Here is a 14,265-nt window from a genome sequence, read left to right as displayed (position 1 = left end):
GAACCGGGGCGAGGGGGTTACCACTGATAGCTTACGAAAATCTTGCCGTTGCGACCGTCCTGCGGAATACCCTGCGGTGACCAGTATTCTTTGTCGAAGGCGTTACCCAACACCACCGTCGTTGTGATGCCTTTCAGTTGTGTCTGACCCTGATAGCTGACGTAGAAATCGTTGACCGCGTAGCCAGGCTGCTTTTTGTAACTGCTGCTGATGTGCGTTGAACGGTCAACAAAGGTACCTATCCAGCCCACGGAGAAACCGCTTTGCGCTACCGGGATATCCAGCTTGCTGGTGACGGTGTCCGGGTTAATGCTGGAGATGTACTCTCCCGTGTCGGTATCTTTCCCGCGCGTGCGGTTATAGGCCAGGTCAAGGTTGAAGATCTCGGCGGAGTATTTCGCCATGACGTCCCAGCCCCAGATTTTGGCATTGGGAACGTTATAGGACATGGTGGTCGCCGCTGCGAAATCGACGGTAGTGGAGATGTAGTCTTTGGCTTTCGTATCGAAATAGCTCGCTTTGAACTCCAGGGCATCGTTCGCCAGCATCAGATCGTCAAAGCGCAGACCAAAACCGAACTCCTGAGTTTCATTGGTCTCCGGACGCAGGTTCGGGTTTGGCACCCAGTAGTTGGTATAGAAGCGGCCTATCGAGAAGTGCTTCGCATCGTTATACATTTCACCCATGGTCGGCGCGCGGAAGGCCTGCGCGTAAGAGCCGAACAGCATTAGCCAGTCGGCTGGGCTGACGGTTAAGCCGGCGCGGGATGACCACTTATCGGCATCCACATCGTCATAACCATCACTGCTGCCGCGATAGTTGTCATAACGCGTCCCCCCCCAGAAGGGTGATGGGCAGATCGCGCAGGGTAATTTCATCCTGCAGCCAACCGGAGCTGAAGTCGATTTTTGCGTCCGGGAAACCGGTCGTCGCACCGCCCGGGCTTTGCTCCTGGCGGTAATATTCTCCGCCGTAGGTCAGGAGGTGTGAGGCAAAGGAGTCGCTAAACAGTCGGGTGCGGTTTTCCACCTTCCCACCTTTCGTGGTTTGCTTGCGGAATTCACCGCTGCCGTTGATGTTCTGGGCGTTAATGCGCGCTTCAGACCAGTAGATTTTGGCATCGGCGTTCAGCCAGTCATTGCCTTCCGGCGCGATGTTGTAGCCCAACTGAGCGTCACGCTGGATGGTGGAACGGTCAGTCATGGGGTTGCTGGAGGCATCCGCTTTAATGGTTTGCGGATTTTTGGGTTCCTGTGCGTCGTTGTTATAGTAGCGCAGGGAGCCGCTCAGGGTCTGCGCCGGGTCGATTTTCCATCGACCTTTTGCCAGCATGTTGTTAATGGATTCATCATTTGGCGCTGCTGTACCGTTGCTCTGACGAATGTCACCCCGGTCACGGCTCGACCAGGAGACCAGACCGTCCAGCGTGTCGGTGCGGCCATACGCGCTGGCCCCCATTCCGAGGCTATGATCGCCCGTTGCACCTGTAGCAAATACGCGGTAGCCGCTGTTTTTTCCCGGCTCCAGCAGGTCTTTGGCGTCGGCAGTATCATAGGAGATCACGCCGCCCAGCGCGCCACTTCCGTAGAGCAGGGCGGATGGTCCGCGAACCACTTCAACACGTTTAATCAGCGACGGATCGAGGAAGGTGCTGTTCAGGTGGCCGGTATCGGTTCCCTGGCGCACGCCGTCAACCAGCACCAGCACGCCGCGGCGGTCATAGCCGCGCAGGTTCACGTCCTGCCCGTTGGTGCGCCCGGTGCCGTCCAGTGTGAGACCAGGAACGTTACGCAGCAGGTCGGCAGCAGAGCTGGCGGTTTGTTTCTCAGGCGCGCTGGCGTCAATCACGCTCACCATCATCGGAGCTTCAAAGGCGCTGCGGGCGTTGCCCGTGGCGGTGACGGTAATATCATCTGCGGCAGCAAACGCGACGCCCGGCAGGGTACTGACGACTGCCAGAGCCAGAATTGACGGGCGTAAAGACGCGGAATGCAGGTATGGCATAGCAACTCTCCATTAAGAATCGAAAGCGCTGGCTGCCTGGGGAACACCTGGGTGGCTGGCGAAGTTATCGTGTTGTTTATTTAGTCAGGATCAGTTTTCCGGCATGGGTCTGGCGTAGCAGGTAATACTGACCGTCATGCTCGATAATCACCCGCCCCTCATCGCCGAGCAGGGCTTTGCTGTCAATCCGACGCTCGGTGGAGGCAGGGGCTGTGTGTTTTTTTTCTGGCGTTGCCGCGTTGTTATTCGTACGTGACATAATGTTTATAAATGACAATCAATGTAACAATGATAATCATTATCAATAAACTGTAAAATCACAGCAAGCGTTTTTGTGAAAAAAGGGTGAGAGGATCAAATTTGGGGGTGAAGTGCAGCTTGATGCCCTCACCCCGCCCCTCTCCCACGGGGAGAGGGAGAAGGGCTGGATTTTAGAAGCGCGTATCTACCGCAGAAGCCAGTTTCTCCAGCAGCAGTTCGCTGTCTTCCCAGCTCAGGCACGGGTCGGTAATTGATTGACCGTACACTATTGGCTGTCCGGCAACGATCTTCTGCGTGCCTTCCTTGATGAAACTTTCGGCCATAATCCCCGCGATAGCGGTTGAGCCGCTGCGGATCTGCTGGCAAATTTCATCGCACACATCTAACTGGCGGCGATGCTGTTTCTGACAGTTCCCGTGGCTGAAATCCACGACCAGATGTTCCGGGAGGTCGAACTCTGCCAGCGTTTCACAGGCGGCCGCAATATCTTCCGCGTGATAGTTGGGTTTCTTCCCTCCACGCATAATGATATGCCCGTACGGGTTACCGCTTGTCTGGTAGATGGTCATGTGACCGCTCTTATCCGGCGACAGGAACATATGGCTGGCACGGGCAGCGCGGATCGCATCTACCGCGATACGGGTGTTACCGTCAGTTCCGTTTTTAAAGCCGACCGGACAGGAGAGGGCGGAGGCCATCTCGCGGTGGATTTGGCTTTCGGTGGTACGTGCGCCAATTGCGCCCCAGCTGATGAGATCGGCGATAAACTGCCCGGTCACCATATCGAGAAATTCGGTCGCCGTTGGTACGCCCAGTTCATTGACCTGCAGGAGCAGTTTGCGCGCCAGCTCAATACCGTGGTTCACGCGGTAGCTACCGTTCAGATCAGGATCGGAAATCAGGCCTTTCCAGCCCACTACGGTCCGCGGTTTTTCAAAGTAGGTTCGCATCACGATCTCAAGGCGATGCTGGTATTTGTCCCGCAGCCCCTGAAGTCGTTTGGCATAATCCATTGCGGCATCCAGATCGTGGATGGAGCAAGGCCCAATCACTACCAGAAGACGTTTGTCTTCACCATTCAGGATTTTTTCAATGCGCCGGCGGGAAGCCGTGACATGTTCCGCAACGGTGGCGGAAACAGGATGCCGCAGTGCCAGTTCAGCTGGGGTAACCAGGCTGTCGATGCGCGCAGTGCGGAGTTCGTCGGTTTTATTCATGGAATGTCTCAGAAAATTTTTGCTTCATCGGCAGACTACCGGGAAGTGATGGGCATCACCTTAAACCAATCCCTGCTGATTTCAAGTTCGGGGCGACACCGCCCCGTGGTTGCCGATGATGATACCTGAATCTGAGCTAATGTACTAGCATATTAGTACATGCGACGATTAAGCCCCATGATGTCGAGAATTTTGGTGGCAATTTCTTCAACCGAATAGTTGGTGCTGTTCAGCCACGGGATCTGGTTTTTGCGGTACAGCGCTTCCACTTCGGAGACCTCCATCCGGCACTGGCGCATGGAGGCGTAGCGGCTGTTCTCGCGGCGTTCTTCGCGGATGGCGGCAAGGCGTTCCGGGTTGATCGTCAGGCCGAACAACTTATGTTGCAGAGGCTTAAGGGCGGCAGGTAGCACCAGGTTATCCATGTCGTCAGCAATAAAGGGGTAGTTTGCGGCACGAATACCAAACTGCATCGCCAGATAGAGGCTGGTTGGCGTTTTGCCGCAGCGCGATACGCCAAGCAGGATCACCTGCGCCTGGTCAAGATTACGCAGCGAGATACCGTCGTCATGTGCCAGGGTGTAATCAATGGCAGCGATACGCGCATCGTACTTGGTCAGATTGCCGGGGTTTAGCCCGTGGGTACGATGAGCGATCGGGGTCGGATCAAGCTTAAGCTCGCTTTGCAGCGGAGCCACCAGCGCCTGGACGATATCCTGACAGAAGCCTTCACTTTGCAGAATGATGGAGCGAATCTCGGGGATCACGATAGAGTAGAACACCAGCGGGCGGACGCCGGTCTGCTGGTAGATGGCATCAATCTGGTCCTTCACCGCTTTGGCGCGGCTCTCATTTTCGACAAACGGCAGCGTGATGCTGTTAATCGAAACGGGAAACTGCGACATCACCGCATGGCCCAGCACCTCGGCGGTGATCGCCGTACCATCAGAAATATAAAAAACGTGGCGATCGACAGCATTATCCATTTTACTCACCCTGAATATCATACCTAATTGCCTGAAAGCATAAATTAAAAAAGTAAATTACACAGCAAAGAACTTATCTTAATTATAAATGAAACGATGTTTTTGATTTTCCTGAAAAGTGGATTTCATTTTTCAAATAGCGACTTTATTTTTGTGGTTTCTGGCTGAATATATAGGAATCATCGGGTTCGTGGGTGATGGGAAAGTATCCGAAAAGTTGAAAATTTAAATTGCTTACACGATTCACCGTTTTTTTAGCGCTAATAAATATGCCACTATAAATACGTAGTCAGGTGTTACTTACTCCGATCAAATATCACAAAAGGATTGTTTCGATGTCCAACAATGGCTCGTCACCGCTGGTGCTTTGGTATAACCAACTCGGCATGAATGATGTAGACAGAGTTGGGGGCAAAAATGCCTCCCTGGGTGAAATGATTACAAATCTGTCGGGTATGGGTGTCTCCGTACCAAACGGGTTTGCCACAACTGCCGATGCGTTTAACCTGTTTTTAGACCAGAGCGGCGTGAACCAGCGCATTTACGACCTGCTGGATAAAACGGATATTGATGACGTTACCGAGCTTGCCAAAGCCGGGTCACAAATCCGCCAGTGGATTATCGACACACCTTTCCAGCCGGAACTGGAAAAAGCCATTCACGATGCGTACAACCAGCTCTCTGCTGACGATGCGCAGGCCTCCTTTGCCGTGCGTTCTTCTGCAACCGCAGAAGATATGCCAGACGCCTCGTTTGCCGGGCAGCAGGAAACCTTCCTGAACGTGCAGGGATACGATGCCGTGCTGGTAGCGGTGAAGCACGTGTTCGCTTCCCTGTTCAACGACCGTGCCATCTCTTATCGCGTGCACCAGGGCTATGACCATCGCGGCGTAGCACTTTCCGCAGGTGTACAGCGCATGGTGCGCTCGGACGTGGGCTCATCCGGCGTGATGTTCTCCATTGATACCGAATCCGGCTTCGACCAGGTGGTGTTTATCACCTCCGCGTGGGGTCTGGGTGAGATGGTGGTTCAGGGGGCGGTCAACCCTGATGAATTCTATGTCCACAAACCAACGCTGGCTGCTGGCCGCCCGGCGGTGGTGCGCCGCACTATGGGCTCGAAAAAAATCCGCATGATCTATGCCCCAACCCAGGAGCATGGCAAGCAGGTTAAAATTGAAGATGTACCGCAGGAGCAGCGTGACCGCTTCTCCCTGACTGACGCTGAAGTACAGGAACTGGCGAAGCAGGCGGTACAGATTGAAAAACACTACGGTCGTCCAATGGACATCGAATGGGCGAAAGACGGGAACACCGGCAAGCTGTTTATCGTGCAGGCGCGTCCGGAAACCGTCCGCTCTCGCGGCCAGGTTATGGAGCGTTATACGCTGCACGCGCAGGGTAAAATCGTTGCGGAAGGTCGTGCTATCGGTCACCGCATCGGTGCTGGTCCGGTCAAAGTGATCCACGACATCAGCGAGATGAACCGTATTGAGCCAGGCGACGTGCTGGTGACCGACATGACCGACCCGGACTGGGAACCGATCATGAAGAAAGCGGCGGCTATCGTCACCAACCGTGGCGGCCGTACCTGTCACGCGGCGATCATTGCCCGCGAGCTGGGTATTCCTGCGGTTGTCGGCTGCGGTGATGCCACTGAGCGCATGAAAGACGGACAGAATGTAACTGTCTCCTGCGCCGAAGGCGATACCGGCTATGTGTATGCCGATATCCTCGACTTCAGCGTGAAAAGTTCCAGTGTTGAAACCATGCCGGACCTGCCGCTGAAGATCATGATGAACGTTGGCAACCCGGACCGCGCGTTTGACTTCGCCTGCCTTCCGAACGAAGGTGTGGGTCTGGCACGTCTCGAATTTATCATCAACCGTATGATCGGCGTTCACCCGCGTGCACTGCTGGAGTTTGATGATCAGGACCCGAAACTGCAGAACGAAATCCGCGAGATGATGAAAGGCTACGACTCACCGAAAGAGTTCTACGTCGGCCGTCTGACGGAAGGGATTGCCACCCTGGGTGCCGCCTTCTACCCGAAACGCGTGATCGTGCGTCTGTCTGACTTTAAGTCTAACGAATACGCCAACCTGGTGGGCGGCGAGCGCTATGAGCCGGAAGAAGAGAACCCAATGCTGGGCTTCCGTGGGGCTGGACGTTATGTGTCCGAAAGCTTCCGCGACTGCTTCGCGCTGGAGTGTGAAGCGGTGAAACGCGTGCGCAACGACATGGGACTGACCAACGTCGAAATCATGATCCCGTTTGTGCGTACGGTGGATCAGGCGAAAGCCGTTGTGGACGAGCTGGCGCGTCAGGGGCTGAAGCGCGGCGAGAACGGGCTGAAGATCATCATGATGTGTGAAATCCCGTCCAACGCCCTTCTGGCCGAGCAGTTCCTGGAACACTTCGACGGTTTCTCAATCGGCTCGAACGACATGACGCAGCTGACGCTGGGTCTGGACCGTGACTCCGGTGTGGTTTCTGAGCTGTTCGATGAGCGTAACGAGGCGGTGAAAGCGCTGCTGTCGATGTCTATTCGTGCGGCGAAGAAACAGGGTAAATACGTCGGGATTTGTGGTCAGGGTCCATCCGACCATGAAGACTTTGCCGCATGGCTGATGGAAGAGGGGATTGATAGTCTCTCCCTGAACCCGGACACCGTAGTGCAAACCTGGCTGAGCCTGGCAGAACTGAACAAGTAACACCACCATAACCCGAAAAGGCGAGGAGATTATTCCTCGCCTTTTTTATTTCTCTTCTTATTTGCTCCCCATCACAAATAAAGTAAAAAACCAAATATCATAATTTGTCTGTTAATTTAGACAATTGTTAGCGCGCAAACCGTTGCTAATACTTGAGCCTTACTGCGCATTTCCCTACCGATGATGCGCAACTGGTTGAAATACGTTTTAACCTGATAAAAAGGCAAATAACAATGACACTTTCCTCTGTATTGCGTACCAAAGATAAAATAGGTTACGGCTTAGGTGATATGGCCAGCGCGCTGGTCTGGCAAACGGCTACGTTATTTCTTGCTTATTTCTATACGGACGTTTTTGGGTTGCCCGCCGCGATTATGGGCACCATGTTTTTAGTGGTACGCGTGGTCGATGCGTTTGTCGACCCGTGCATTGGTGCACTGGTCGACCGTACGCAAACGCGTCATGGCCGTTTCCGTCCCTGGTTGCTGTGGTTCGCCATTCCGTTTGGCGTGAGCTGCCTCATCACCTTCTATGTTCCGGACGTGGGACCTACGGCGAAAATTGCGTATGCCTGCGTGACCTACGCGATCTTAAGCCTGATTTATTCCGCGATTAACGTACCTTACTGCGCCATGCCCGGCGCGCTGACGCTGGATCCGCGCGAGCGTCACTCTCTGCAGTCATGGCGCTTTGGCCTGTCGTTTATCGGTGGGTTGATTGTTACGGTTATTGCCCTGCCGCTGGTCTCATTGTTAGGACAGGGCAACGTGCAGAAAGGCTATTTCTATGCCATGAGCCTGATGGGACTACTCGGGATTGTACTGTTCTTCTGCTGCTTCCTGATGACTCGCGAGCGTTATTCTCCGCGCAATGATACCTCCGGCTCCATGCTCACCGATTTAAAACTGCTGGCCGGAAACAGCCAGTGGCGTATTGTGTTCGTGTTTAATATTTTGCTGTTAACGGCGGTGGTGACGCGCGGTTCCGCCACCATGTATTACGTCAACTATGTGCTGTTGCGTCCGGAGCTGGTTTTTGCCTTTATTGTTTCCGGAATGGTGGCCTCCTTAAGCGGCGCATTATTATCCGAACGGTTGCTGGGCAAATTTGACCGCGTCCGGGCCTACCAGTGGACCATTATTTCCTTCGTCATCTTCGGCGCGCTGATTTTCTTCCTTCCCCCTTCGCAGGTCTGGCTGATCTTTGGCCTCAATATTGTCTTTAGCTTTGTGCAAAACCTCACCACACCGCTCCAGTGGACCATGTTCTCCGATGTGGTCGACTACGAAGAGCACCGCAGCGGTCGTCGCCTGGACGGGCTGGTTTTTTCCACCGCGCTGTTTGCCATCAAATTTGGCCTGGCGCTGGGTGGGGCGGTCGTCGGCTGGGTCCTTGGTATGGTGGATTACGCCCCGGGACAGGCAACTCAGGCACCGCATGTCCTCTCTACCATTAATGCACTGTTCACCCTTATCCCTTGCGCGTTGTTCCTCTGCATGGTCGCGCTGCTTGCTATCTACAAACTTAACAGCCGGCTGGTGGATTCCATTGCCCGGGAGCTGGCCAGCAAACGTGAGGTGAGACCTGACACGGGGCAACTCAGCCCGGCAACCCCTTCCGCACTACAGGAGTAAAACATGACAGCTATCTATAAGGACGCTGGACGTCCCGTGCACGAGCGCGTCGCCGACTTACTGGCACGTATGACCCCGGAAGAGAAGTTTGCCCAGATGCATGCGTACTGGCTGATCCTCGATGAAAACGGTAACCATCGTGAGCGCAGCGATCTGAGTGACGAATTCTCCGGGGTGAGCGAGCAGGCTTCGCTCAGTGAACGGCTAAAGCTTGGCGTCGGGCAGATCACCCGTCCACTGGGTACCCATATCGTCGACGCGAAAACTGGGGTGCGTGCCGCTAACCGCCTGCAGCGCATGATGATGGAGGAGACGCGTCTCGGCATACCGGCGCTGTTCCATGAAGAGTGCCTGGTGGGGCTGCTGTGCAAAGACGCTACGCTGTTCCCGTCGTCGCTGAACTACGGCTCTACCTGGGATCCTGAACTGGTACAGCGCGCGGCAGAGCAGATCGGTAAAGAGGCGCGGTCCGTTGGCTGTCAGCAGGGGCTGGCGCCGGTGCTGGATGTCTCTCGCGATGTCCGCTGGGGGCGTACCGAAGAGACCTTTGGTGAAGATCCGTGGCTGGTGGGGGTGATGGCCACCGCCTACGTGAAGGGCTTACAGGGCGATAAACGCGATCTGCTGGCGACCCTGAAACATTACGTGGGTCACTCGTTCAGCGAAGGCGCACGCAACCATGCGCCGGTCCACCTCGGATTCAGCGAGCTGAACGACACCTTCCTGCTGCCGTTTGAAATGGCGGTCAAGCTGGCAAACGCCGGTTCGGTTATGCCCGCGTACCACGATATTGATAACCAGCCGGGGCACAGCGACAGCTTCCTGCTGACCACCGTCCTGCGCGAGCAGTGGGGGTTCGACGGGATTATTGTCGCGGACTACGGCGGCGTCAGCCTGCTGCACCAGCACCACGGGATTTCCCACGACGCGGCCGAATCCGCTGCGCTGGCGTTCAACGCCGGGCTGGATGTCGAACTGCCGAAAGATGACTGCGCGCGGCATCTGGCGGAAGCGGTAGAGCGCGGGCTGATCTCTATGGCGAAGGTCGATGAGATTGTGGCGCGTACGCTGACGGAAAAATTCCGCCTTGGCCTGTTTGAAAACCCGTACGCGGATGAAAATGGTATCGATCTGCAAAACGATATGGCCCGCCAGGCCGCTCGGGAAGTGGCGACGAAATCGCTCACGCTGCTGGAAAACAACGGCATTTTACCGCTCGGGGGTAAACCCCGCGTGGCGGTGGTGGGGCCGACGGCGGACGACCCGCTCGCGCTGCTCAGCGGCTACAGTTTCCCGGTGCATTTGATCATCAGCGATATGGTAGAAGAGACCTCGCAGGTCACGACCCCGCGTGCGGCGCTGGAGCATTATCTTGGTGCCTCACAGGTCCGCTACGCCAAAGGGTGTCACATTATCGAAAAACGGATGGCGGGCGCGCCGGTCTTCCCGGGCGACAGCGGCGGCAAACCGATGCAGCAGTCGCCGGTTTCTCAATGTACTGATTTGATCCCCGAGGCTGTTAACGCTGCGCAAGAGAGTGATGTTGTAGTGGCTTGCGTTGGCGACCTCGCCGGATTGTTCCAGAGCGGCACGGTAGGGGAAGGGTCTGATACCGATTCTCTGAATCTGCCGGGTGTGCAGCAGCAACTTCTGGAGGCGCTGGTAGCCAACGGCAAACCGGTGATTGTCGTGATGACCGGAGGGCGGCCATACAACCTGCAGGGACTGGAAGACAAAGTAGCGGCACTCATTATGGCCTGGGCTCCAGGGCAGGAAGGGGGCTGGGCGATTGCGGACGTACTGACAGGGCGTGCGGAACCGCAAGGGCGTCTGGTAGTGAGCGTGCCGAAAAGTGCCGGGGCAATGCCGTATTACTACAATCACAAGCTCAAAAGTGGCGGTACGCCGTTTGCGTTCCATTTCGGATCTCGTTATCCGTTTGGTTTCGGCCTTGGCTGGACGCAGTTTAACTGGGGAACGGCGAAAGTGGTGGCATCCAGCGTGCCGGTTGACGGTGAGGTGACGCTGAGTGTGGATATTACCAATACCGGAGAACGCAGTGGCAGCGAGGTGGTGCAGGTTTACGTCAGGGATAAGGTTGCCACGCAGGTACGGCCACTTCAGGAGCTAAAGGCATTCCAGCGCGTCACGCTCTCGCCGGGCGAAACCGCCACGCTCACCTTTATGCTGCCAGTTGAGATGTTCAACTTCACCCGTCGGGACGGAAAACGCATTGTTGAGCCGGGTGAGTTTGAGTTGCAGATTGGCGCATCGTCGACGGATATCCGCGAGGTGGTGACGGTTAATGTGACAGGTGAAACGCGGGTGCTGTCTGCGGAGTGGCGGATGCTCAGTAGCTGTCAGGTTAAGCGCGCAAATGAAGGCATTGCGGTGTGTTAATCAATCGGGATCAGATCGGTTACCTTTGTTCCTGAAGGAAAGAATGTTAGAACAAGCCCCTGATGGGGCTTTTATGTTTAAAACTCTCTTGAAAGAGTAATGTACCCGTTGAACCTTATAGAGCATTCATCTTTATTCATAAGGCTTGTGGCAATGAAAACAGACTTCTTCCCTGCTTTGTTTGTATATGTATATTTTGCAGTTATAGATTTAACATCGTTATCATAGAAGCTGTCAAAATATGACTTTTCATCTAATAGCGGTTTATTGTTATTTCTGGCCTTATCCTCTTCATAATCTATCTTTGCTAACTCCTCTGCATAGAATCTAGATATAGGTGTAACATCGAGGATTTTTACTTTTGCTTTCATCTCGTCTACAGTTGAAGTGTCAATTTTTAAATCTTTAGAAAGTGCATCAAATAAGGATGATTCCATCGCTGCATTAGGTAATTCACACCCCGATTGTGCATAAGATATAACAGGAATATTAAATAGTAGAAATAATAATCTCTTCATATTAATCCTCAACTACCAGTATCTTATCTGTGCTTTTATTGATCGTGATACGCCCCTTTAAACCTAATATAATGCAACCATTTTAGGCACTTGAAGGATGTGCTCCACTGTTGCCGTGAATCAGAAAACCATCACGCCCGCACATTTGATTTTCTGGATAAGGTGTCAGCCTCATAGTGTAGGCTTTTGTCCTCTTGTGATAGAAGGCCGGTCCAATAGTATAAGTGCCTCTAGGAAGTGGGCCTTTATCCTTTACACACTCATTAGCTGAATCATTCTTAAAACCCGGTTTACCTGCATACATTGCATCAAACTGGTATGTACCGTTAAGATAAAAACTATGAGCACTTACTTTATATACCCAAGTCATTACGCTACCTCCTTGTTACCATTCCAAGAGTCAGAATGAATAATATTACCATCTAAATAGTGCCATGTGATTTTTTCATAAGCTAAATAGAATGCTTCAAGATGGTTATGCTTTTCATATGTAGGATTTTTAATATCAAACATGAAAGGCTCTACTTCATTGATTCTGACATTATCTAACGTCACCCTAAAATACTCTTCCTCTTATCCGTTATGATTAATGCGATAGAATTTTAATATAGCTTGCTTAAACCGCTTACCAGATGAAACACCTTGATAGATGTAAGGAGATGAACTGTCTACTTCTTTAATTAAAAAATAGTCTCCGTGCAGTCTCTTAGAAGTGATTTTCCCTGTTAAGTTATCAGTAGGTAGTTCTACGTTATGCATTAACTCTACAATCTCTATAGAACCTTCCCTACCGTGAACATCTACAGACCCTTTTACTTGATTTCCTGCATCATCAATCAGCCATAAATAAACAGGTATAGCCATTTTTAACCCTCCATTGAAAAGGGTTATGTTAGCACCATGATTAGCAGGATCAATTATTTAGATAATGAATGAATAAAGGAGAAATATCACTGAGAGGAAAGAAAAGCCCCTACCAATGAGCGGCAAAGTGTACTGCACCCATTTTGTTGGACGATGAAATGGAATAGTCCCTGATATGTCAAAGCCAAAATACCCCTTCGAAAAGCGCCTTGAAGTCGTGAATCACTACTTCACAACTGATGATGGTTACAGGATCATCTCTGCACGTTTTGGTGTGCCTCGAACACAGGTCAGGACGTGGGTTGCCCTCTATGAAAAACATGGAGAAAAAGGTTTAATTCCCAAACCTAAAGGCGTTAGTGCTGATCCAGAGTTGCGCATTAAGGTCGTGAAAGCCGTGACCGAGCAGCAGATGTCCCTCAATCAGGCTGCTGCTCACTTTATGCTTGCTGGTAGTGGTTCTGTAGCCAAGTGGCTGAAAGTCTATGAGGAGCACGGAGAAGCTGGTTTACGCGCACTCAAGATCGGCACCAAAAGAAACATTACAATGTCAGTTGATCCAGAAAAAGCGGCGTTAGCATTGGAGCTGTCGAAAGACCGACGTATTGAGGATCTTGAAAGACAAGTTCGATTCCTTGAAATGCGGCTTACGTATCTAAAAAAGCTGAAAGCCTTAGCTCATCCCGCGAAAAAGTGAAAGTACTCAACGAGCTAAGGCAGTTTTACCCTCTTGATGAGCTTCTCAAGGCAGCGGAGATACCGCGCAGTACGTTTTATTACCATCTAAAGGCTCTCAGCAAGCCTGATAAGTATGCGGATGTTAAAAAGCGTATTGGTGAGATTTATCACGAGAATAAAGGTCGTTACGGATACCGTAGGGTAACGTTGTCTCTCCATCGAGACGGGGAACGGATTAACCATAAAGCCGTTCAGCGCCTGATGGGAACCCTCTCGCTTAAGGCAGCGATTAAGGTCAAGCGATACAGCTCCTACAGAGGAGAGGTAGGGCAAACCGCCCCCAATGTTCTCCAAAGGGATTTCAAGGCTACACGGCCAAACGAGAAGTGGGTTACCGACGTTACTGAATTTGCAGTCAATGGGCGAAAGCTGTATTTGTCTCCAGTAATAGATCTCTTCAACAACGAAGTTATTTCTTACAGCCTGTCGGAAAGACCTGTGATGAACATGGTCGAGAATATGCTCGATCAGGCATTCAAAAAGCTTAAGCCTCACGAGCATCCTATTCTGCACTCTGACCAGGGATGGCAGTATCGTATGAGAAGGTATCAAAACATCCTTAAAGAACAAGGCATTACACAGAGCATGTCCAGAAAAGGCAATTGTCTGGATAATGCAGTCGTGGAATGTTTCTTTGGAACCTTAAAGTCGGAGTGTTTTTATCTTGACGAGTTCAGTAATATAAGCGAACTGAAGGATGCTGTTACGGAATATATTGACTACTACAACAGCAGAAGAATTAGCCTGAAATTAAAAGGTCTGAGTCCAATTGAATATCGAACCCAGACCTATGTGCCTCGTGTTTAACTGTCCAACTTTTTGGGGTCAGTACAAAGGCTTTACCGGAATTGCGGCAAATAGCCCCGCTAAACGGGAAGTAAAACGGGGGCGATAGTGTAGCGGATTACACGGGATGGAACAATTTTTAA

At 52.4% G+C, this 14,265-nt stretch carries 9 protein-coding genes and 2 pseudogenes; 4 read left to right on the top strand and 7 right to left on the bottom strand.

Annotation, left to right across the window (positions count from 1 at the left end; genetic code table 11):
• Window positions 1-17 precede the first annotated feature (17 nt).
• The 4 genes and pseudogenes from AC0XWG_RS20700 to ppsR form a co-directional block, all read right to left on the bottom strand.
• Window positions 18-2,004: pseudogene (locus AC0XWG_RS20700) on the bottom strand (TonB-dependent hemoglobin/transferrin/lactoferrin family receptor).
• Between the two features lie 76 nt (window positions 2,005-2,080).
• On the bottom strand, window positions 2,081-2,263 hold the full coding sequence (gene hemP / locus AC0XWG_RS20695; RefSeq protein WP_108090143.1) for a hemin uptake protein HemP: 183 nt from the start codon (window positions 2,261-2,263) through the stop codon (window positions 2,081-2,083).
• Window positions 2,264-2,435: 172 nt separating this feature from the next.
• On the bottom strand, window positions 2,436-3,482 hold the full coding sequence (gene aroH, locus AC0XWG_RS20690) for a 3-deoxy-7-phosphoheptulonate synthase AroH (protein WP_108090142.1): 1,047 nt from the start codon (window positions 3,480-3,482) through the stop codon (window positions 2,436-2,438).
• Between the two features lie 152 nt (window positions 3,483-3,634).
• The gene (gene ppsR, locus AC0XWG_RS20685) at window positions 3,635-4,468 is read right to left on the bottom strand and encodes a posphoenolpyruvate synthetase regulatory kinase/phosphorylase PpsR (protein ID WP_028017244.1); all 834 of its coding nucleotides are present in this window, start codon (window positions 4,466-4,468) and stop codon (window positions 3,635-3,637) included.
• 335 nt (window positions 4,469-4,803) lie between these two features.
• Between ppsR and ppsA the strand changes: the two genes are divergently transcribed.
• From ppsA to AC0XWG_RS20670, 3 genes are all read left to right on the top strand, one after another.
• Entirely contained in the window at window positions 4,804-7,182 is a 2,379-nt protein-coding gene (gene ppsA, locus AC0XWG_RS20680) for a phosphoenolpyruvate synthase (protein WP_028017245.1), read from the top strand.
• A 233-nt stretch (window positions 7,183-7,415) separates the two neighbouring features.
• Window positions 7,416-8,816 (top strand): MFS transporter, encoded by a 1,401-nt coding sequence (locus AC0XWG_RS20675; RefSeq protein ID WP_028017246.1) that lies wholly within the window; start codon window positions 7,416-7,418, stop codon window positions 8,814-8,816.
• Window positions 8,817-8,819: 3 nt separating this feature from the next.
• Entirely contained in the window at window positions 8,820-11,216 is a 2,397-nt protein-coding gene (locus tag AC0XWG_RS20670) for a glycoside hydrolase family 3 N-terminal domain-containing protein (protein ID WP_475680997.1), read from the top strand.
• 77 nt (window positions 11,217-11,293) lie between these two features.
• On the opposite strand, the gene AC0XWG_RS20665 is transcribed toward AC0XWG_RS20670, so the two are convergent.
• From AC0XWG_RS20665 to AC0XWG_RS20655, 3 genes and pseudogenes are all read right to left on the bottom strand, one after another.
• A complete protein-coding gene (locus AC0XWG_RS20665) occupies window positions 11,294-11,734 on the bottom strand; it encodes a Shiga toxin A subunit (protein WP_108090139.1) in 441 nt (146 codons plus the stop codon).
• Window positions 11,735-11,816: 82 nt separating this feature from the next.
• Window positions 11,817-12,104 carry a tlde1 domain-containing protein gene (locus AC0XWG_RS20660; protein ID WP_241659980.1) on the bottom strand — a complete coding sequence of 96 codons (288 nt, stop codon included), beginning with the start codon at window positions 12,102-12,104 and terminating at the stop codon, window positions 11,817-11,819.
• A pseudogene (locus AC0XWG_RS20655) lies at window positions 12,104-12,598 on the bottom strand (Hcp family type VI secretion system effector). The gene AC0XWG_RS20660 and the pseudogene AC0XWG_RS20655 overlap by 1 nt, the downstream one beginning before the upstream one ends.
• A gap of 175 nt (window positions 12,599-12,773) precedes the next feature.
• Between AC0XWG_RS20655 and AC0XWG_RS20650 the strand changes: the two are divergent.
• Window positions 12,774-14,143, top strand: a protein-coding gene (locus AC0XWG_RS20650; protein WP_085949440.1) for an IS3-like element ISKpn8 family transposase whose coding sequence is annotated in 2 segments (ribosomal slippage) — window positions 12,774-13,254 and window positions 13,254-14,143 — 1,371 coding nt in all. Because the reading frame shifts where the segments join, the coding sequence is not laid out codon by codon here.
• Window positions 14,144-14,265 lie beyond the last annotated feature (122 nt).

The organism is Enterobacter sp. DVT3837, from assembly GCF_056238685.1.
Note: the sequence above shows the minus strand (reverse complement) of the source record. Positions and strands in the feature narration are given on the sequence as shown.